Here is a 21,093-nt window from a genome sequence, read left to right as displayed (position 1 = left end):
AATAGGGGGTGCGGATGATATAAAGGACTTGGGGGGAGAGGGGCTGGCGACGGGATAGATCGCGGCAAGAGAGAAAACCGGCCGCCAGGGGCAGCCGGTTTTAACACCTGTTACCAGATTTTTACCCGCTCTTCCTCGGGCAGGTACATGCCGTCACCGGCTTTCACATCGAAAGCCTCGTAGAAGGCTTCGATATTGGGTAGCACACCCTGTACCCGGTACTCGGCGGGGGAGTGAGTGTCTGTCTTCATACGGCTGCTCAGCGCCTTGTCACGCATCTTGCTGCGCCAGACCTGAGCCCAGCCTACAAATACACGCTGGTCGCCAGTGAAACCGTCAATCACAGGAGCCTCTTCGCCATTGAGGGACATCTTATAAGCTTTGTACGCAATGCCCAGACCGGACAGGTCGCCGATGTTCTCACCCAGGGTCAGCTCGCCATTGATGTGCTCGCCTTCCAGCGGCTCAAAAGCGTTGTACTGGGAGACCAGTTTGCTGGTGAGGTTTTCAAAGTTGTTGCGGTCGGAGTCGGTCCACCAGTTGTTCAGGTAGCCCTTGCCGTCGAACTTGCTGCCTTTATCGTCGAAGCCGTGGCCAATTTCGTGGCCGATCACTCCGCCAATGCCGCCGTAGTTCACCGCGTCATCCGCCTTCACATTGAAGAAGGGCGGCTGCAGGATCGCTGCGGGGAAGACGATCTCGTTCATCGTCGGGTTGTAGTAGGCGTTAACGGTCTGCGGGCTCATGCCCCAGGCGCTGCGATCAATGGGCTTGCCGAGTTTATTGCGCTCATAGTCGGCCTCAAACAGGTTGGCGGCCAGCACGTTGCCTACCAGGCTATTCGCGTCCACCTGAAGGGCGGAGTAGTCGCGCCACTTGTCCGGATAGCCAATTTTAGTGGTGAAATTTTCCAGCTTGGACAGCGCCTGCTTGCGGGTATCCTCTCCCATCCACCCGAGGGACTGGATGGATTCGCGATACGCGGCCTTGAGGTTATCCACCAAAACGATCATGCGCGCCTTGGCTTCCGGTGGGAAATGCTTCTCGACATAGCGCTTGCCGACCAGTTCGCCCACCGCGCCGTTGACAAACTGTACGCCGCGCTTCCAGCGGGGCTCCATCTGTTCGACACCGCGAATGGCAGTACTGTAGAAATCGAAGTGGGCCTGGGCCAGCGCACTGTGCATGTAGGGCGCCATGGCGGACAGGATCTTGACCTTCAGATAGCGCTTCCAGGTGGCCATATCGGTATCGGCAATCACTTGGTTGGCCGCTTCTAGATACTCGGGCTGGCCGACGATAAAGCTGTCGGCCTTGGCCAGCTTGGCCTTGGCCAGGTAACTGTCCCAGTTCACCGCAGGCATCAGCTTTTTCAGCTCCGCCGCGGATTTCTTGTTGTAATATTTCTCAGGGTCGCGATTGTCCAGGCGGCTGCGCTGGTGTTCAGCCAGGCGCTCTTCCAGTTTGAAGATCCTGTCAGAAAAGGCTGTGGCGTTGTCGAGCCCGGCCAATTTCTGGATTTGTCCCAGGTACTCTTTATAGGCTTTGCGCAGTTTCTGGCTCTTCTCGGTATCCTCGAAATAGTAATCGCGGTCCGGCAGTCCCAGGCCCGCCTGCCAGAGGAAGGGGATGTAGTTTTCAACCTGTTTCAGGTCCTGGTAGACAGTGCCGCCAAAAGGCACGTTGTAGCCGGCGATATCGGCATAGGCGAAAAAGTCGGTCAGGTCTTTGCGGGACTTGATGGCATCGACTTTGGCGAGTTCGCCAGACACTGCGGACAGGCCTTTTTTCTCGATCAGCTTTTCGTTCATAAAGCTGTTGTAGAGGTCACCGATCTGTTTGGCGCCGTCACTGTTGGCACTTTGGCCCGCTTGCATAATCAGCGCTTTAACCTGCTCGGTGCTCTGGTCCCGCAGGATCGAAAAACCGCCCCAGCGGGATTTGTCCGCAGGAATCTCGGTGTTTTTCAGCCAGGAGCCGTTCACATAGGTAAAGAAGTCATCCTGCGGGCGCACAGTGGTATCCAGCGCGGTGAGATCAATACCGGAGGATCGCTTTTCCTGCTCTGGGGTGGCTCTCTTGTGGGTGGAGTCCGGGTGATTGTGGGCCAGCGCGGAAAGGGTGAGTTGGGGGCTGGCGAGAATGCCAAGGATAGCGACTGGTAAGAGTAGTTTTTTCATTAGTAGCTCTGTTTGGCTGTATTCAGGGTGGTCAAACGACATCCGCATGGTAGAAGAAGGCGCCATTAGGAGGCAAGAGGGCTGCGCTTAGGTGCGGTATGATCGCGACAGATGGTGTGGGGAGAGCAAAAAGCCCCGCCGGGCGGAGCTTTTGCACAGGGTCGGATCAATCTGGGATATCGAAAGTAATCGGCAAGGTGAAGCTGAAGCGGTCTGACCCCAGTTGTGGAGGTACTGCGGGATAGGGGCCAGCCCGCTCAACGGCAGCGATGGCCTCGCGGTTGAGGCTGGAATAGCGGGATTCCTGTACTGCCACTATCTCCTGCACTTCCCCCCGGGCATTTATCACTACATTCAGGCGTACGCTGCCCTCATGACCGCGTTCCTGGGCACGCTTGGGGTAGCGAATGTTGCGGAAAGTGTGGCGCAGCAGTGCGGAGTGGTATATCTGGCGGGCGAGGATCAGATCGGCTGTCAGCGGCGCCTCCTCTTCCTCCATGTCTTCTTCCCTATCTGCCGCGGGCGCCTCGGTGGTGTCGGGTTTCGCCTGGGGCAGTTCTACGGTTGGGGTGTCAGTGGGCTCTACGTCTTCATTGCCCGTGGCAGGGTTTGGCGTGGCTGTTGCAGGATTTGGCGTGGCTGTTGCAGGATTTGGCACCAGGGCCAGCGTGGGAGGGGGAAGTGCCGCCACCTCCAGCGTCGGTTTGGGCAGGATTTCCTCAGCCACTGGGGCCTCGGTTGTCAGAGCCTCCTCCAGGCTGATTTGCTTTAACTGGAGTTCTGCGATGCGCTCGCTGCTGGGCTCAAGCGCTTCGTAAGTGGTGAGCAGGCCGCTGTCCACCTCGCCTGCCGAGAGCAGTCCGTCGCGAAAGCCGGTGGATGGGGGAACAGGGCCAATCCAGGCCAGCAAAAGCGTATTGTAGAAATCCGCATCGTTGATTTCCCCGAGGGTAATCCCGTTCAGTGCAATCCTGGTGATGCCGGTGTCAGCGGCAAATTCAATTGCCAGGCGGTCGCCACGTAAAAAACGGCCTTTGAACAGATTGGCGAATGTCAGCATGGATTCTGCCTGGCTGCTCAGGGTATCGCTGCGGCTATTGATGGCGATCGCCTCCATCCACTGATTGCGAAAGCGGCGCGCGGGCAGGCTGCTGGCGATGACGCGTACTTCCAGCCGGCGCGGTGCGTTGCCGTTGAGCAGGATGGCCGTTTCATCGGTCAGGGTTTCCGAATAAACGGCAGCGATATAGAGATCCTTGTTGAATTGTTGTTCGACTGCAAGTCCGTTCAACAGTGGTATCGCTTTGGCAGATACCGTAAAAGTGAATAGCAAAAGTGAGACGGCAGTTTTTATCGGTTTCATTGTTTCACAGCCCCTGAAAGTCCGGAGGCAAAAGTTCCGGCAAATAAGGATTTGGGGTCCCTCCCAGAAGTGCAAGAGCCGGGTGAAATAGTGCGCGGTTCAAGCGTGGGTGAGCACAGTGTGCTCTCCTTTTTTCTAACTCTACTGCAACTGTGATGGAGTTCAAGTCCGAAATGGCTGGAATGTCTTTCTGTCTGTCTGGTACCAGGAGTGGGTGGTGGAAATGATTGTCACTCCTGAAGTTGGTTGTGGGGGATCAATATCGTATAGAATTCAGTTTTATAAAGTGGCTTCAAGCGCACTTTCCAAAAAATGGAATCGTTTTCACTAATTTGTAGTACGCATGGAAATCAAACCTCTTATCGATTATCCGCGGGATGCCGTGGACCGGTTGCTCAATGTTATTCATCTGTTTCGTGATATTCGCGCTTCCAATGAGTGGCAGTACACGGTTTTGCTGAAGCGCTCCAGGCTGGTCAGTTTGCAGCCGGGAGAACAGTTGCTGCGTGCCGGTGAAGTGGATCAGTGGCTTTACTTCTTGCTGCGGGGCGAGTTGCTGGTTCATGTGGATACCGCAGGCAAAATGGCAGAGATGGCCGGTGAGCGCACCCTGGCAGTGATTCGCCCCGGAGAGTTGTTTGGCGATCTGTCCATGCTGCTATCAGAACCCCGTAGCGCCAATGTGCTCGCCTCGCCCCACAGCCGCGACACCCAGGTGCTGGGCCTGGATTGCACACTGTTTGGTGATCTGGATGACCTCTCCCTGTTACAGTTGCCAGCAAAACTGATTTTTTACCGCAATATGGTGCACTCACTGCGTTGGAAACTGGAAGTTTATCGCTCGAAGTACCCGGGTCATCAACTGGCCGACAGCCACCGCAAGCTGAAACTTTACACAGGCCCCAAGCACTGCCGGCAGGAATTGGTGGCACTGGCGGAACAGGCCCGTGGGCTGGCGCGCATCCTGCTGGACTGGAATGCGGAGTTTGGTTCCGGCGAATTGATAGATGGTGAGTCGGATATGCAGGGTTTTCTGGAGTCGATGCTCTCCTGACCCGGTATAAGCGGCTGTTTAACCTGGGATCTGGCTGGCTTGGCCGCTGATTCCTATCCACCGGTAATATTCTGGCGCGCTTTAGGACGATGCCACAGATCGTTTTGCGCAAAACAGTCGGGTCGATGGATTTTCCTACCGGCGGCAAGTTCCGTTGAGCGCGTGATATGCGCTTCTCCAACAATAGTCATCAAGTACGTTTGTAGCGCAGCAGAGTCGCTACCTGCGGCCAGGGCAAGTGCCCCGCGGTAAGGATTCTATTTTCGGAATCAGTCCTCACTATGTAAAATTTGACCAGTGCGAGGTGCAGCGACTGTCTGCGAGGGTATGAACGGTTTCTATCCTTTAACCGATAGCTTTGTTTTTTCTCAACAGGTTTTTTTGAATGCAGAGTCCACTGGCGTCCATCTGGTCCAATCACAATTATCGAACGGCAGCGCTTGTCACCCTATTGGCTGCCGCCTGGCTTTTGAGCGGTGTACTGCTTACGGGCCATCAGAGGGATGGGGGTGAGGAAGCCGGTAAGGCAACAAGGGCCAGGCCCGAGGCTTCCCCGCTGGTTCAGGCCCGGCAAATCGGGGCCCAGTCCTATGTTGCGCGGGTACTGGTCAATGGCCGCACCGAAGCCAACCGCAGTGTGCGCCTGCGCGCGGAGTTGGATGGGGTGATCACCCGTCTTCCGGTGGAGGAAGGGAGTAACGTGCGGCGGGGGGAAGTGATTTGTGAGATTGGGGCGGAGGATCGCCTGGAGCAACTCGCGCTTGCCGAGGTGGCACAGCGCAAGGCCGAACTGGATTACGCCGGAGCCCTGCGTCTGAAAAAGAAAGGTTTGCTGGCAGAGACGGCTATGGCTCAGCAACAGGTGGCCCTGGCCCTTGCGAAAAGAGATTATATTCGTGCGGAAGTGTTGGTGGATAACCTAAAGATCCGCGCGCCATTTGATGGGGTGGTGAACAGCCGTGCGGTGGAATTGGGCGATTTTATTCGCCGCGGTGAAGCCTGTGCAACTGTGCTGGATCTGGACCCGATTTTGGTGGTCGGTGAGGTTGCGGAAAATCAGGTGGGCAACCTGGTCCCCGCTGGCTCTGCCAGCGCGCAATTGCAGGGGGGGAGGGCGGTGCAGGGTCAACTGCGCTATATCAGCCAACAGGCTCAGGAAGTCACACGCGCCTACCGGGTAGAGGTGGCGGTACACAATCCCGACAATAAGTTGCGCGGCGGGTTGAGTGGGCGTTTGGCACTGCCCACAGGAGAGGTCATGGCGCATCGCATTAATGCCTCCCTGTTGACGCTGGATGATCGTGGCGAACTGGGCGTGCGTATTCTCGACAGCAAACATCGCGTGGAATTTGTCAAAGTCACCCTCGTAGGCGATGGGGATGGGGGCGTTTGGGTCAGTGGCCTGCCGGATCAGGCCACCCTGATCACCGTCGGCCAGGAGTATGTCAGCGCCGGTGATCTTGTGCGAGTGGAAATGATCGCCCCCGAGCAGGATTTCGACATTCCCCCCCAGCCCGACGATATCCCCCCCGGGCCAATCTTAATGCCAGCCTCTCAGCAGCGCCCCGTCGTGGAGGGTGGCCTGCGGTGAAGCTATTAAAAAGTGGGATCGAGCGAAATCGCAGTACGCTTTGTCTGATGTTGCTGATCATTCTGGTTGGGTTGGCGGCGCGCAGTGCGATGACGATTGAATCCAGCCCCGAGGTCAATCCTCCCTTTGTGATAGTGCAGGTCACCCATGAGGGGATCTCCCCCGAGGATGGTGTGCGATTGCTGGTGCGCCCGCTGGAGCAGGAGATACGGGCGGTTGAGGGTGTCGTGGAAGTGATAGCGGTTGCGCGTGAATCACTCGCGTATATTGTGGTGGAGTTCGACTCCGCAATCGCTGTGGATGATGCGATCGACGATATCCGCAATGCGGTGGAAAGGGCCAGGGCGGAATTGCCGCGGGATGCCGAGGAGCCGACGGTTGAAGAGGTCTCGGCACAGCCATTTCCCACGATTGTGGTCACCCTTTCCGGAGAAAGCCTCAGCGAGCGCATCTTGCTGGGTAGCGCTCAACGATTAAAGCGCAAAATCGAAAATATCAGCGATGTGTTGAGTGCGGATCTGCACGGTAATCGCGAGGAGGTGGTCGAGGTCATTATTGACCCCGTACGCTTGGAGCACTACCAGGTGACCAGCGCCGAGCTGATCAATGCGGTGTTGGGCAATAATCTGATGATTCCCGCCGGTGAGCTGGAGACTGAGCGCGGCCGCTTTTCTGTAAAAGTTCCGGGGCTTATTGAAACCGCAGGAGATGTCTATGACATCCCCCTGAAAACTTCCCCGGATGGTGTGGTCACCCTGGGCAATGTTACCGACATCCGGCGCACGTTTAAGGATGCCGCCAGTTATACCAGTATTAATGGCAGCCCCGGTCTTGCTATCAATGTCACAAAACGTAGTGATGCCAGTTCTGTCAATGTGACGGAGCGGGTCAGGGAGGTTGTTCTGCAAGAGATGGGGGCATTACCCCAAGGCGTGGAGGTGAAATTTGTATTTGATCAATCCAACTTCGCGCGGGATATGGTCAGCGAGATGCAGGGCAATATTCTCACCGCTATGCTGCTGGTAATGATTATTGTGGTTGCCGCACTCGGTTTCCGCTCGGGCATATTGGTGGGATTGGGCGTGCCCTTCTCGCTGTTATTTGGCTCTATTGTCACCTGGTTGTTGGGCTATTCCTTCAACTTTATGGTGATGTTCGGCATGTTGCTGGCACTGGGGATGCTGATCGACGGCTCCATCGTGATTACTGAATTTGCCGATCGCAAGATGGCCGAGGGTTTGAGCGCAAGTAGTGCCTATATCGCCTCGGTAACCCGCATGTTCTGGCCGGTGGTTGCTTCAACCGCAACAACGCTCGCTGCGTTTCTGCCCATTATGCTCTGGCCGGGTGTGGTGGGGGAGTTTATGCGCTATCTACCGGTCACGGTTTTTGCTGTATTGGCCGGTTCTCTCTTATACGCGCTCTTTTTCGCCCCGGTACTGGGCTCCCTGTTTGGCAAGAGTACTTTGAGCGCACCTACACGGGGTTATCTGAGACAACTGGAGGAAGGGCAGCCTACAGCCCTGGCGGGTATTACCGGATACTATGCCCGCCTGTTGCTGTTTGTTCTGCGCCGCCCTGTCACTGCCTTTGCGGGCACCATTGCAGTGCTTGTTGCGATTTTTATTGGCTTTGGTCGCTATGGGGCCGGTATCGAGTTTTTTACCGAAACCGAAGAGCAATACGGCAATGTGGAGGTTCGGGCTCAGGGCAATTTATCCATGGCGGAAAAGAAAGTGCTGGTGGCCCGGGTGGAACAGGCGGTACTCAGTGTACCCGAAGTGCGTATTGCCCATACGACAATTGGCTCCGGGGGGATCACGGGCAATTCTGACCAGGCGCCGGACCAGATTGCCAATCTGTTGGTGGAACTGTTGCCTCCGGAGGTGCGGGAGCGTCGCAGCAGAGCCGTCTTTGCGGATATTCGCGCACGCAGTGCCAACTTTGCCGGAATCAAAGTGAGCGCGAATGTGATAGATGGAGGGCCTCCGGTCGGTAAGGATATTGTGCTGGAGTTGCGCGGACAGGATTATGAGAAACTACTGCTGGAAACCCAGCGCCTGCAGTGGGCCATGGAGGACGAATTCGATGGCCTTAGAGACATAGTGAATACGGCCCCACTGCCAGGCATCCAGTGGGAGGTGCAGGTGGATCGTGCCAAAGCGGCCTTGTACGGGGCTGATCTTACCGAAGTGGGACGCGCAGTGCAGCTTGTGACCAATGGCGTGCGTGTAGCTGAATATCGCCCCGATGATACGGATGAAGAGGTGGACATTCGTATTCGCTATCCACAGAGCGCCCGCGGTCTTGCCGCGTTGGATGATCTGAAAGTGAATACTGCACGTGGCACAGTGCCTATCAGCAGTTTTGTACACATCGAGGCGATGCCCAGAGTGGACAAAATTGAACGAATTAATGGCATTACCCGTATGCAAATCAAGGCGGATGCACAGGAGGGTGTGCTGCCGGACGATAAGGTCAAGGAAATCCGGGCATGGCTGAATAGCAATCCAGTGGACCCGGGGATTGAATTGTTGTTCAGAGGCGCCGACGAGGAACAGAATGCGTCCTTTCAGTTTTTGGGCGTGGCTTTCCTGCTCGCGCTGTTTCTGATGTTTATTCTGCTGGTGACCCAATTCAACAGTTTTTACCAGTCTCTGCTGACTCTATCCTCTGTGATTATGTCCACCACCGGCGTACTGCTTGGGCTTTTACTCACTCAGAGTACTTTCAGCGTAATTATGACTGGGGTGGGGATCGTTGCCCTTGCGGGTATTGTCGTCAACAACAATATTGTGCTGATTGATACCTATAATTTTGTACGCAGGCAGGAACCCCGACTCTGCCCGACCCAGGCTGTGCTCAAAGCGGCAACACAGAGATTGCGCCCGGTATTCCTCACCACTGTCACCACCATTCTCGGGTTGTTGCCGCTGGCGCTGGGGGTGAGTGTGGATATGGTGGGCAGGAATGTGGTGGTCGATGGGGTTATTGCCTCGTTCTGGGTCAAACTTGCCAGCGCCATTGTCTATGGGCTCTCTTTTTCTACGCTGCTCACCCTGTTGGTGACACCGGTGATGCTGGTGCTGCCGGGGTATGTACGCCGCAGGCTAGCCCGTGCCGAGTTTATAGGTCAACGCTAGCGCCGGTGTTTGCGCCGCCGGCATTATTTTGTGATTTCCACTACCTCGGTAATCAAATAGGGCTTCAAAAGTGAATTGGGTGGTCTGGGCAATCATTGCAGTGGTTGTGGCCGCGGTGAATTTTGAGAGGGATCGAACATGGTCAATGCCTGGCCCCGGGAAGTTATCGCACACAGCCAGATGCACGCAAGTAAGCTACCCGGCGGGGTTATTGAGGGCTTTATTCGGCAACACCAACTGCCGGCTGCGTTTTATGGGGTCATAAGAGACTATTACCTGCCCCTGGCACTGTGGCTGCAGGAGCGGCATAGGCCGGGAAAGACGCTGGTTGTGGGTATCAGTGGTGGCCAGGGTACGGGCAAATCCACGCTGACTGACTTTCTTCAAATTGTACTGACCGAGTTGGGCCACAACTGCTGCACACTTTCTTTGGATGATCTCTACCTCACCCGGGCCGAGCGGCAGCAGCTCGCGCGCGAGGTTCACCCCCTTCTGTTGACCCGCGGGGTGCCAGGTACGCACGATGTACAGCTGGGTATTGATACCCTGAATGCCCTGTGCTGTGCGGGTGCGGAATCGGTCACAGCCTTACCGCGCTTTGACAAGTCTCTTGATGAGCGCGTCCCACGGGACGCCTGGCTGCAATACATGGGGCCGGTCGATATTGTGTTGTTGGAGGGTTGGTGCCTGGGGGCCAAACCATCACTCAAACCGGTATTCCCGCTGAATGCCCTTGAGCAGTCAGAAGATCCATCCGGTACCTGGCGGCACTTTATCAATCGGCAACTTGCGGGCGCTTATCGGACCCTGTTTGCGCTGCCGGAGATTATGGTGATGCTGAAAGCGCCGAGTATGGAATCTATTCTCGAATGGCGGCAGTTACAGGAGCAAAAGCTGCGTGAGCGTAACGGCGGCGGGGGATTACAGGACAGGGAAGTGCTGCGTTTTGTTCAGCACTACGAAAGGGTTACGCGCAATTTGATTTTAGAGATGCCCGAGCGGGCAGATTGTGTTTTTTTGTTGGGAGAAGACCACCGAATAAAAGCGGTCAACTTGAAGCACTGAGCAGTTGTTATGAGAATACACCTCGACGCAGCCGGGGCCTGATCCGGCTGGAGCTATCACACTCCAGCCGGATTGTCTTACTTGGCCTTTGGCGGCCGGCCGCGGCCACGCTTTGCTGGGGCGGCTGCTGTGGTTGCGCTGACAGCTTTCTTGGGGCGTCCTGGCTTTTTCTTGGCCGTTTCGCTTTTGGCTGGGCGTCCCGGCTTCTTGTTGGCGGTTTCGGCTTTTGGCGGACGTCCACGACCGCGCTTTGCCGGAGTGGCGGCGGTATCAGTTTTTCTGGGGCGTCCCGGTTTTTTCTTGGCAGCCTCGCTTTTGGCTGGACGGCCGGGTTTCTTTTTGGCTTCGTCCGCTTTTTTGGGGCGACCGGGCTTTTTCTTTACAGCGGTCGCTTTCTTCTTTTGTGCAACAGCTTTCTTTTTCTCTGCGGCAGCGGCCTTCTTGGCAGCAGCAGCGGCTTTTTTGGCTTCAGAGACAGCCTGTTTCTTCTCTACAGCGGCCAGTTTTTTGGCAATAGCTGCCTCCTCTTTGGCGACAACCTTGGCTACCTGAGAGGCGAGCTTGTTTGCAGCTTTGACTGCTGCCAGCTTCTCTTTGGCTTCTGCCGCAGCGCCTTTGATCTCGGCTGCGGCGGCTTTGGCCGTTGCGGCGTCACCGCGGGCTTTCTGTAGTTGCCGCTGTTGGGCAGGCGTTTTTTTCTTGGCTCTAACGGCAGCCAGCTTTTGCTGGGTGGTTTTCGCCTTTAAGACGGCCTTTTTGGCGTCTTTTGCCAATTTTTCCTCTCTGCTGATCGCATCCTTCTCTTGCTTGAGACGGGCACTAGCCAGCTTGGCGGTAAGGGAGATCAGTTCTGCTTCCAGTTTGGCAACATCATTGATAGTGGTTTTGGGTACTTTCTTGCTAGCCATTATAAATATCCCTGCAAAAAGAATTGTTTTAGAAATGGGGGCATTCCTATCAATTATTCTCAGCCATCTTGTGGTCATCTAGATCGTCCAGACCACTTTTACTCAGCAAAAAACAATTGATAATGAGTCCCCCCAAGCGAGCGGCGCTAATTGCAGCTTATTTATATACCTAAATGCAAGCGTTTTATAAGAATTTTTGTTAAATAAAGTAAAAAAATGGTTTTTTTACCGGTTTTCGATCTGTGGACAGGTTTGCAAGTGCTATTGGGGTTTATTCAGGTGCCCGGATGGCAACTGGCTTTTTCTCTCTTTCTGGTGAGGCCAGTATTCAAAAACAGTACAATACACTGAATAGTTGAGTCAGTACCTTGGGATTCGTCCGCAGTAGTTTTAGAGGCCTGTCGATTAAGCGGGGAAGACTCAAACGCTTTGATCTATCTTGATGCGCGCTATTCTTTTCGCTTTTCCATTTTTCTCAATTCACCCAGCAATCCAGTAGGGCTTTCGCGCTCTTCTTGAAGCAATGGTGCAGTTGCATAATGTTGCCGACGCGTCAAGCGTATGGATCGGTCGCAGTGACATTTTGTTGTGCCGCCTTACTCTTAAGAGCCAGTACACTCCCTGAGTAGAGGGTTTGAGATCGAGGTCGTTTGGCGAAGAAAGCTGGTTGAACCTGTATAGGCCTCTATAAAAGTACACAAGCCTTGGGTAAAGACATTGCCAGCGTGTCCGCCTGAAGAAGTTCAAGGCGGTATTGTCATGTCCGTGAGGGTCGCGGGTACGTGATACCACGAGGGAGCATCCTCTTTTTATGTACAGGTAATCCCGGACGTATCGCCATGGCCACTTCCTTTCTTCGACTGTACACTGGAATTCCTGTAACAATAGGCAGTGCTAGTGGTAGCTCTGGTGCCATGGGCACTGGATGGATTTACAAGGAAAAAAACGATGAAGCGAATTCCTGAACCATTTCGCATCAAGATGGTTGAGCCAATCAAAATGACAACGCGGGCAGATCGTGAAGAAGCCTTGGTAAAAGCGGGCCTGAACCCCTTCCTGCTGCGCAGCGATAATGTCTATATTGACTTGCTCACCGACTCTGGCACAGGCGCCATGAGTGATAACCAGTGGGCTGGGTTGATGCTGGGGGATGAATCCTATGCGGGCAGCCGCAACTATTACAATCTTTGCAAGGCCGTTGAGCATTTTTTTGGTTATCAGTTAACCGTTCCCGCACACCAGGGCCGGGGGGCGGAGCAGATCCTGTTCCCGGCCCTGATCGAGCGCATGCGTCAGGTCCGCGGCGGCACCACGCCGGTATTTGTCTCAAACTATCATTTTGACACCACCGCCGGTCATATTGAGTTAAATGGTGGCAAAGCGGTCAATGTGGTGGACGAACGCGCATTTGATACCACGACCGCTTACGACTGGAAAGGTAACTTTGATTTACACAAACTGGTGAATACCATTGAGGCGCACGGGCCTCAAAACATTTGTGCAATCATTACCACGGTGACCTGCAACAGCGCTGGCGGCCAGCCGGTTTCCATGGCGAATATGCGTGCGGTTTACGAGATCGCTACCGGATACGATATCCCGGTGGTGATCGATTCAGCGCGGTATTGCGAGAATGCCTACTTTATCAAACAGCGAGAAGCGGATTACCGGGACAAATCGATCTTTGAGATCATTCGCGAAATGTACCGCTACGGCGATATGCTGACCATGTCGGCGAAGAAAGACCCTATGGTGAATATCGGGGGTCTCTGTTGCATTCGCGATCATGAAGAGCTTTTCCAGGCAGTGCGTACCCGGTGTGTGCCCATGGAGGGCTTTGTGACCTATGGCGGCATGGCCGGGCGCGACATGGAGGCGTTGGCGCGCGGGCTTTACGAGGCTGCAGATGAACATTTTCTGCATTACCGTATTGGCCAGGTAGCCTATCTGGGAGAGCGGCTGCGGGAAGGGGGGATACCCATTCAATACCCTACCGGTGGCCATGCGGTTTTTGTAGATGCCGCCAAAATGTTGCCGCAGATCCCGCCGCAACAATTTCCCGCGCAGGTATTAGCCAATGCGCTGTATCTGGAGGCGGGCATTCGTGCAGTGGAGATCGGATCGCTGCTGCTGGGGCGAGACCCGCAAACCGGGGAGCAAAAGCAGGCAGAACTGGAACTGATGCGCCTGACGATTCCACGTCGGGTTTATACCAATGATCATATGGACTATATCGCAGAAGCCATTATTGAGTTGCAAGAGCGGGCCCACAGGTTAAAGGGCCTGGAATTTGAATACGAACCTCCAGTTTTGCGGCATTTCACGGCGAGATTCCGGTCTCTGTAGGCGAACCGGTCTAGGGGTGCAGATGATTCACGGGAGCGCCTTTGAGTAGCAATACTGTATTGGCAAATGGGTAGCTCCGCCTGTGTGCAAGAATGATAGCTGCAGGGCTTTGCATCACGGCTGGTGACCCGGCGATCAGGGTTGTTGTGGGGTAAATAGTCAGAAAGGTGACTGTGAATGCGCCCTGGCCTGGGTTAAGGCGCACAGGTTGGAGAAATTGGAATACTATAGGGCTGCTGGGGACTGCTTCCAGCGTTGAGGACCAGATGGAATTTATTACTAAACCCCTACCGGCCAGTAAGCGCGTCGCTCTGGTTGCCCACGATCATCGCAAGAGTGCGATGATCCAATGGTGCACTCGCCATCGCATATCGCTGCAGAGGCATTACCTTTTGGCCACAGGAACCACGGGCGGCAAAATAGAGGCCGCTACCGGTCTGAAGGTCGAGAAGCTGCTGAGCGGCCCCCTTGGCGGTGACCAGCAATTGGGGGCGCGAATCAGTGAAGGCAAAGTGGACTTTCTTGTCTTCTTCTGGGACCCCTTTGAGCCCATGCCCCACGATCCGGATGTCAAGGCGCTGTTGCGCATTGCAGCGGCCTGGAATATTCCCGTGGCCTGTAATTCGAGCAGTGCCGATATGATGGTGCAGTCTGCCCTGATGGAGCAATCCTTTGACCGGGAGGTACCGGATTACCAGCGTTACTTGAGTGAACGCTAGTCGGATTTTTTGCTCAAAAAATAACCTAATAGTGTGATTTTCTTTTGTAACTCATTGATTTAAAATAATTATTTCCCTGGGTAATAGGTTGTGCTTGCAATGCTTGCCAATTCGCGGCAATCTTGCCCTCCTGATCAGACCGGTTAAACCGGCGCCCTTGGTATTTGATAACTGCACGGTGTTTTATGAGTAGAAGACGCGGAAAGGCCGTAGAAGAAGAAAAGGCGGATATCGACCTGACGCCCATGCTGGACGTTGTATTTATCATGCTGATCTTCTTTATTGTGACGGCGTCCTTTGTGAGAGAGAAGGCGCTGGATGTCAATGTGCCGGACCCGAATGAAACCAATCAGAAATCTGAGGATGAAAATAAGAACATCCTGCTGATGGTGGATGCCAATGACGAGATTACCCTGGGTGGCAGCCGTATTGATACCCGTGCCGTGCGCGCCCGTATTGCCCAGTTGTACGCCGAGAACCCCCAGGCCATTGTGATTGTGCGTGCGCACAACAAGTCCAGTGCGGATACCTACGTGCAGATCGCAGATGCAGCCAAGGAGGTAAACCCAGGCATACAGGTGTCCCTGGTCCCTTCCGGTGAATAAGTGCGCTTTGCACTGAGTCAGAAAAGCCAGCGATCCGCTGGCTTTTTTGTGTCTCACAATAGTGCTGGCCCATGACAAGGGTCGGCTTTTCCCGCAAATACACCCCTTTTGGCCGGTATTCCGGAGGGTTTGGCAGTCCCTGCCTATTTTAGCCCAGGCGGACCTATCCCCGGTTCTGGCCGCTATGGCGGTCAGAATTCCGAACGGATAGCCCACAGATCGGGAAACACCGTCTTGAACAGGGTACCCTGCAGATAGCCAACGCCACTGGAGCCCCCGGTACCGCTTTTGTTGCCAATGGTGCGCTCCACCATCTTCACGTGGCGGTAGCGCCACTGCTGCAGGGAGGTGTCGATATCCACCAGAGCCTCGCAGATCTCGCTTACCAGGGGGTCATTGCGGTAGATATCAATCAGTATTTTCTGCACCGTTGGAGAAGGTTCCGCAACCTGGCTGACATCCCTTTCCAGCACACTTTTTGGCACTTGATGTCCCTCATGAACCAGGAATCTTAGGAAAGTATCCCAGAGCGTTGGGGACGCCAGGCGTAGTTGTAGCCGGCGGTAGTGTTCGCAACCCGGTGCATAGTTTTCCAGCTTCTTGGGGTCCTTGGCGCCATACAGGAACTCCAGTTCACGGAATTGAAAGGACTGGAAACCGCTGGCGTTGGATAGGCGGTCTCGAAATGAGAGGAATTCGAGTGGGGTCAGAGTCTCGAGGATATCCACCTGCTGGATCAGGGTGCGGTAAATGGTATCCACCCGCTTGAGGGTATGCAGGGCGCGGTTGCGCTCACCGGTATTGAACAGACGCATCAGGTAATCGAGTTCATGGAGCATTTGTTTGAACCAAAGCTCATAGCTTTGATGAATCACAATAAACAGCAACTCGTCGTGTTCCGGACCCTCTGAAAGCGGATTTTGGCACTGCAAAAGCGCATCTATCTTAAGGTAAGTGCTATAGGTAAGGGGCATGTGGATTGCTTCCTGGTCAGGTTTTGATCAATCACGAAATAATGCGCTCTTTCATCAGTCCGGATCAAAACAAAAGTTTCGGCAGATTGATTAGTATATTGCGCAATACTCAGTTCGGAGTTCTTTACATGGAAAACCCCGTACAACAACTGCGCGTTGATGGTAATCGTCTGTGGCGCAGCCTGATGGCAATGGCTGAAATTGGCGCGACTCCGGCCGGGGGTTGCAACCGCCAGGCACTCACCGATGAGGATCGCGAGGGGCGCGACCTGTTTGTGCGCTGGTGCCGGGAGATCGGTTGTGAGATCCGTGTGGATCGTATGGGTAATCTCTTTGCCCGACGCCCCGGGGTCGACAACAGCCTGCCCGCAGTCATGACAGGGTCACACCTGGATACCCAGCCTACCGGTGGTAAGTTCGATGGTGTGTATGGCGTGCTGGCGGGTTTGGAGGTGCTGCGTACTCTGGAGGAAAGAGGGATCAGGACCAAGGCGCCGTTGGAATTGGTAGTGTGGACCAATGAGGAAGGGGCACGTTTTTCCCCGGCAATGGTGGGCTCCGGAGTATGGGCAGGGGAATTCAGCCTTGAGTACGGCCACAGCCGTAAAGACAAAGCCGGCAAAAATATCGGGCAGGAATTGGCGCGTATCGGTTACCTGGGATCAGAGCCGGCCCAGCCCGGCCCGATCAAGGCGGCTTTTGAGGCCCATATCGAGCAGGGACCGGTTCTGGAAAAGCAGAATCAGGTGATTGGAGTGGTGACCGGAGTACAGGGTATCCGCTGGTACGATGTCACCTTCTCCGGCACGCCCTGTCATGCCGGTCCCACGCCCATGGAGGATCGCCGCGATCCGGTACAGGCTCTGGCCGGGCTTTGTGAGAAGCTTTATGCCGAAGTGAAGGCTTACTCTGAGGATGCCAGAATCACTTGCGGCGATCTGCGTGCCGAGCCGGGCAGCCGCAATACCGTGCCGGAAATGGTGGTACTGGCTCTGGACTTGCGCCATCCCACGACGGAGGGCTTAGCGCATCTGCATCGTACCCTTTACCGGCTGGCGGAGCAGGTCCAGAAAACCACTGGCGTCACCATCGATGTGCGTGAAGAGTGGTACTCACCACCAGTGGCCTTTGATAAGGACTGTATTGGAGCGGTGCATAGTGCGGTAGAGCGTTTGGGTTACAGCCATCGCCGCATGGTTTCCGGCGCCGGCCACGACGCAGTCTATGTTTCCAGAGTTGCTCCGGTCTCCATGATTTTTGTCCCCTGTGCCGGGGGGCTTTCTCACAATGAGGCGGAGTCCGCAGAACCAGGACACCTTGAAGCTGGCTGCAATGTATTGTTGCAGGCGATGCTCGCAAGTGCTGAGCTGGCCTGAGCCGGAAAAAAATTGAAGCAAGAGAAAGGGTTTCTGGCACCTGTTGTCAGTGGCCCGCCATAAGATAGTTGGATGGATCAGATGCGTGAATTTACCTTGAAATACCGCAAGGATAACGGCGGTACCACTGCACTTACCCACTGGGGCATGGATTCCGAATACGGTGTGTTGCGTGATGTTCTTATCGGGCCTGTGGATAACTTCAGCTGGCGCACCGGCAATGCCAGTGCCCGCCGCGCCGCGCGACTGGGCATGCAGTTCGATCAGAAGGTGGCAAAAGCCCAACATGCAGAGATGCTGGATGCTTATCGTCATGCGGGGGTGAACACCCACCTGATCCCGGCTGATAGCAGCCTGCCGTACCAGATCTTTGGGCGCGACTCTTCAGTGATGACCCCCTGGGGCCCTATCGTGACACAGATGTACAGTCCCTGGCGCCGCGGTGAGTGGGTTCCCATCGTCAAGCAGTATGCCGAACTGGATATCCCCATCTACGATGTGATTACCGCAGGCTCCCTTGAGGGCGGTGATTTTATGGTGCTGGAACCGGGCGTAATCCTGTGCGGTTACTCCGGCGAGCGCACCAGCCCCCAGGGCTTTCAACAAATGAAGGGCTGGGTGGAAAAAGAGGGTTGGGAAGTGAAGGGTTACCAGTTTGATCCCTTCTTCCTGCATATCGACGTGATGGTGGCGATGCTGGCGGAAAAGCTGGCGGCTGTCTGTGTCGATGCGGTAGAGCCGAAGTTGGTGCAATGGTTCAAAAGCCGCAATATTGAAATTATCGATATTCCTTTCCCGCAGGTGCTGGAGCTGGGGGTCAACGTGGTGGCTCTAGGCAATGACCGGGTGATGCTGCCCAGGGCCAATACCGGTCTGGCTGACAAGTGCCGCGCCCACGGCCTCCAGGTGATCGATCCGGATATCTCCATGATTACCCCCGGCGGGGGCGGTATCCACTGCATGTGCCAGCCTCTGTGCAGGGATTCTGCGCTGAAGCCTTGATGGCAACTATTCTCCAGGTGCCAGCCAAGTTACCCGGCGGCCAGTGGTTGCCGGGTTCTTCCCGTCAACGAATGTGGTTGTTTATGAACTCGCTTACGCGGGCGCAGCCGGTAATATGAATCCTCTGAACAGGTGGCTCGCCGTTATTGACCCGGCATGACGCCAAAAAGAGGGGTTGTTGGCGTAAACAGCTTTGTACCAGGCCGGTCTGAAAGGCTCCCAGCCAGCCCCAATGGATTCCAAACCCGGAGAACAATATGCAAAGCGTATGTGAGGAAATTCAGGCTCAGGTCAGCGATCATATACTGGAAATCACCCTCAATCGTCCGGAGCGCAAGAATGCCCTGACCACGGCCATGTATGCCGCCATGGCGGAGTTGTTCAACCGTGCTGCCGACAACAGAGATATTCGTGTGGTCATCATCACCGGTGCCGGGGGCAACTTTACCAGTGGCAATGACCTGATGGATTTCCTCGGGGGCTCTGCAGAGGGGGAAGCGTCTCCGGTTTATCAGTTTATGGGCGCGCTGTACAATTTCCCCAAGCCGGTTGTTGCAGCGATAAACGGCCCGGCAGTGGGGATCGGCACCACTATGCTGTTGCACTGCGATTTATCTTTTGCCGGACACGACGCCATGTTCCAGATGCCTTTTGTGAACCTGGGATTGTGTCCGGAGTACGGTTCCAGTTACCTGTTGCCCCGTATCGCAGGCCATGCCAGGGCCTCGGAACTGCTGCTGCTCGGCAAGAAATTCTCGGCAGAGGACGCAGTGGACATTGGTATTTGTAACACTGCGGTAGAGCCCGAACAGGCAATTGTGCGCGCCCGCGAAGCCGCTACTGAGCTGGCAGCGAAGGCGCCGGCGGCAGTGCGTTTGACCAAGCAACTACTGCGCCAAGCCACCGAGGAAAAGGGCCTGGAATTTATCCAGAATGAGGGCCGCCACTTCAAGGAGCGCCTGGCTTCCGAGGAATTTAAAGAGGCTGCAACCGCCTTTATGGAAAAACGGCCTGCGGACTTCTCCAGGTTTGATTAAATCCATGGCCGCCAGAAGTGGTCATGGATGTGTCATATGTATGTCCAACATGGGTATGAACCAATGCGGTGAAAGTCCTCTTCTAGAGAGCCTGCTCACCGAGCTAGCGGTGATCGTAACTGCGCCTATTGCCTGCCTAGGAAACATTGGCAAGGTCGGGGTTGGTGAGTTTGCCCGTTGCCCATGATGATTGGTATTAGAATTGGTTACTGTGTTTACTGTTTAAAATATCTTACCACTTTTGGGCAACTTTCTTTATTTTTCAGCAGGTGGTGGGATATGCCTGAACTACTAAGCCTTAATCAAGTGCCACTGAACTATGAATTTGTTTAGACCTTTAGCCAATTTGTTTGGCTATGACATAGTTAAAAAAGAGAAGACTCTGAAAATACAATGGCATTTACAAAAAATTTTCGCCGACTTTAAAATCGATACCGTTCTGGATGTTGGAGCGAACAGAGGGCAGTATGGAAAGCTGTTGCGCTCCATTGGTTTCAAAGGACAAATACACTCGTTTGAGCCCGTCAGAATGTACTATAAAGAACTGATTGAAACGAGCAAAGGTGATAAAAATTGGTTCTCCTATAACTATGCCCTGGGAAGAGAAAGTGGAGAGCTCAGGATCAATATTGATAATGTCTTTTCCTCTTTTTATGAATACAGTGACTACTACCTTAAAGAAAGAGGGAAAGTTGGAAATTCAGAAATAGTCAAAATATCAACCCTGGATAACTTTATCAAAGAAAGTTTCAGCGGTCCCGTACAGCCAAAAATCCATTTAAAATTAGACACTCAGGGATTTGATGTCGAGGCCTTTGCAGGCGGGCAAAGAAATATTAAAAATATCTCTACCTTTCAATCTGAAATGGCCCTGAAAAAAATTTACAAAAACATGCCTGACATCACAGAGAGCTTGAATATTTATCGCAAGTGCGGATTTGAAGTGTCAGGTTTATTTCCGGTATCCAAAGAAAAGAGTGGACATGCAATTATTGAGGTTGACTGTGTGATGATAAATGGGACCCTGGTGAAATCACTCTAAGGTTCCGCATAGTTTATTCTTGTAAAGAGGGAGAGCTTTAACAGGCTGTTGAAATAGGCTCATGTATTTACTGGCTTTGGTACAATGCTCGGGGTCGATACCCCACAATGAGATAGTGTATGCGCGGTGCAGATATTACACAGGAAGCTTTGTTCACCACGGTTCACCTGGAAGAATTTGTCCCGAAATCTCACCATCTGAGAAAGATTCGTCAGGAATTTAATTTGGCATTGCAGCGTATCGACTGGCTGCTCGACTGCGCTTATGCACCGAACGGCAAGGAGTCCATCCACCCGGAGCGATTACTGCGAGCCCTACTTCTACAGGTTTTATTCAGCGTGCGTAGTGAACGCCAGCTGATGGAACAGACACGCTACAACCTATTATTCCGCTGGTTCGTTGGCCTCAGCATTGATGATAAGGTGTGGAATCATTCCACTTTCAGCAAGAACCGTGACCGTCTGCTTGCCCACGACATTACTCCCACCCTGTTCGAAGAAGTGGTGCAGATAGCTCGGCAGAAGCAACTGTTGTCGGAAGAGCATTTCAGCGTTGATGGCACCTTGATTCAGGCGTGGGCCTCACACAAAAGTTTTCGTCGCAAGCAGGATAGCGACGACGATGAGGGCAGTGGCAGCAACAGCGAGCGGGACTTCCACAAGGAAAAGCGCAGCAATGAAACGCACGA

General features: G+C 54.3%; 16 protein-coding genes. 12 read left to right on the top strand and 4 right to left on the bottom strand.

Features of this window, described 5'->3' with window-relative positions; all coding sequences use genetic code 11:
• Window positions 1–110: 110 nt before the first annotated feature.
• Together Q1A48_RS03455 and Q1A48_RS03450 are read right to left on the bottom strand one after the other, a co-directional pair.
• The gene (locus tag Q1A48_RS03455; protein WP_299941243.1) at window positions 111–2,180 is read right to left on the bottom strand and encodes a M13-type metalloendopeptidase; all 2,070 of its coding nucleotides are present in this window, start codon (window positions 2,178–2,180) and stop codon (window positions 111–113) included.
• Window positions 2,181–2,346: 166 nt separating this feature from the next.
• Complete coding sequence (locus Q1A48_RS03450) at window positions 2,347–3,543, bottom strand: TonB family protein (RefSeq protein ID WP_299941240.1); 1,197 nt, start codon at window positions 3,541–3,543, stop codon at window positions 2,347–2,349.
• Between the two features lie 343 nt (window positions 3,544–3,886).
• Between Q1A48_RS03450 and Q1A48_RS03445 the strand changes: the two genes are divergently transcribed.
• The 4 genes from Q1A48_RS03445 to Q1A48_RS03430 all read left to right on the top strand — a co-directional run bounded on the left by Q1A48_RS03445 (window position 3,887) and on the right by Q1A48_RS03430 (window position 10,396).
• Entirely contained in the window at window positions 3,887–4,597 is a 711-nt protein-coding gene (locus Q1A48_RS03445; RefSeq protein ID WP_299941237.1) for a cyclic nucleotide-binding domain-containing protein, read from the top strand.
• A gap of 385 nt (window positions 4,598–4,982) precedes the next feature.
• Entirely contained in the window at window positions 4,983–6,188 is a 1,206-nt protein-coding gene (locus tag Q1A48_RS03440) for an efflux RND transporter periplasmic adaptor subunit (RefSeq protein ID WP_299941234.1), read from the top strand.
• Window positions 6,185–9,331 carry an efflux RND transporter permease subunit gene (locus tag Q1A48_RS03435; RefSeq protein ID WP_299941231.1) on the top strand — a complete coding sequence of 1,049 codons (3,147 nt, stop codon included), beginning with the start codon at window positions 6,185–6,187 and terminating at the stop codon, window positions 9,329–9,331. The genes Q1A48_RS03440 and Q1A48_RS03435 overlap by 4 nt, the downstream gene beginning before the upstream one ends.
• Before the next feature lie 138 nt (window positions 9,332–9,469).
• Window positions 9,470–10,396 (top strand): phosphoribulokinase, encoded by a 927-nt coding sequence (locus Q1A48_RS03430; RefSeq protein ID WP_299941229.1) that lies wholly within the window; start codon window positions 9,470–9,472, stop codon window positions 10,394–10,396.
• 77 nt (window positions 10,397–10,473) lie between these two features.
• Here Q1A48_RS03430 and Q1A48_RS03425 read toward each other — a convergent pair whose 3' ends face one another.
• Window positions 10,474–11,304 carry a hypothetical protein gene (locus Q1A48_RS03425; protein WP_299941227.1) on the bottom strand — a complete coding sequence of 277 codons (831 nt, stop codon included), beginning with the start codon at window positions 11,302–11,304 and terminating at the stop codon, window positions 10,474–10,476.
• A gap of 948 nt (window positions 11,305–12,252) precedes the next feature.
• On the opposite strand from Q1A48_RS03425, the gene Q1A48_RS03420 reads away from it, so the two are divergent.
• The 3 genes from Q1A48_RS03420 to Q1A48_RS03410 all read left to right on the top strand — a co-directional run bounded on the left by Q1A48_RS03420 (window position 12,253) and on the right by Q1A48_RS03410 (window position 14,974).
• Window positions 12,253–13,650, top strand: coding sequence for a tryptophanase (locus Q1A48_RS03420; RefSeq protein ID WP_299941224.1), 1,398 nt, complete (start codon window positions 12,253–12,255; stop codon window positions 13,648–13,650).
• A 266-nt stretch (window positions 13,651–13,916) separates the two neighbouring features.
• The gene (locus Q1A48_RS03415) at window positions 13,917–14,369 is read left to right on the top strand and encodes a methylglyoxal synthase (protein WP_299941221.1); all 453 of its coding nucleotides are present in this window, start codon (window positions 13,917–13,919) and stop codon (window positions 14,367–14,369) included.
• Window positions 14,370–14,554: 185 nt separating this feature from the next.
• Window positions 14,555–14,974, top strand: a complete 420-nt coding sequence (locus Q1A48_RS03410; protein WP_299941218.1) for a biopolymer transporter ExbD — start codon at window positions 14,555–14,557, stop codon at window positions 14,972–14,974.
• A 191-nt stretch (window positions 14,975–15,165) separates the two neighbouring features.
• On the opposite strand, the gene Q1A48_RS03405 is transcribed toward Q1A48_RS03410, so the two are convergent.
• Window positions 15,166–15,948, bottom strand: coding sequence for a tryptophan 2,3-dioxygenase family protein (locus Q1A48_RS03405; protein ID WP_299941215.1), 783 nt, complete (start codon window positions 15,946–15,948; stop codon window positions 15,166–15,168).
• Between the two features lie 128 nt (window positions 15,949–16,076).
• On the opposite strand from Q1A48_RS03405, the gene Q1A48_RS03400 reads away from it, so the two are divergent.
• From Q1A48_RS03400 to Q1A48_RS03380, 5 genes are all read left to right on the top strand, one after another.
• The gene (locus Q1A48_RS03400) at window positions 16,077–17,324 is read left to right on the top strand and encodes a Zn-dependent hydrolase (protein WP_299941212.1); all 1,248 of its coding nucleotides are present in this window, start codon (window positions 16,077–16,079) and stop codon (window positions 17,322–17,324) included.
• A gap of 72 nt (window positions 17,325–17,396) precedes the next feature.
• Entirely contained in the window at window positions 17,397–18,326 is a 930-nt protein-coding gene (locus tag Q1A48_RS03395; protein WP_299941210.1) for an arginine deiminase family protein, read from the top strand.
• Between the two features lie 257 nt (window positions 18,327–18,583).
• Window positions 18,584–19,363, top strand: a complete 780-nt coding sequence (locus Q1A48_RS03390) for an enoyl-CoA hydratase (protein ID WP_299941208.1) — start codon at window positions 18,584–18,586, stop codon at window positions 19,361–19,363.
• A gap of 319 nt (window positions 19,364–19,682) precedes the next feature.
• On the top strand, window positions 19,683–20,405 hold the full coding sequence (locus Q1A48_RS03385; RefSeq protein WP_299941205.1) for an FkbM family methyltransferase: 723 nt from the start codon (window positions 19,683–19,685) through the stop codon (window positions 20,403–20,405).
• 119 nt (window positions 20,406–20,524) lie between these two features.
• Window positions 20,525–21,093, top strand: a 569-nt coding sequence (locus Q1A48_RS03380; RefSeq protein WP_299941202.1) for an IS5 family transposase, incomplete at its 3' end; no start/stop codon positions are given.

This window comes from uncultured Microbulbifer sp. (assembly GCF_947489355.1).
Lineage (GTDB): Bacteria > Pseudomonadota > Gammaproteobacteria > Pseudomonadales > Cellvibrionaceae > Microbulbifer.
This window is presented reverse-complemented; position numbering and strand designations above follow the sequence as displayed.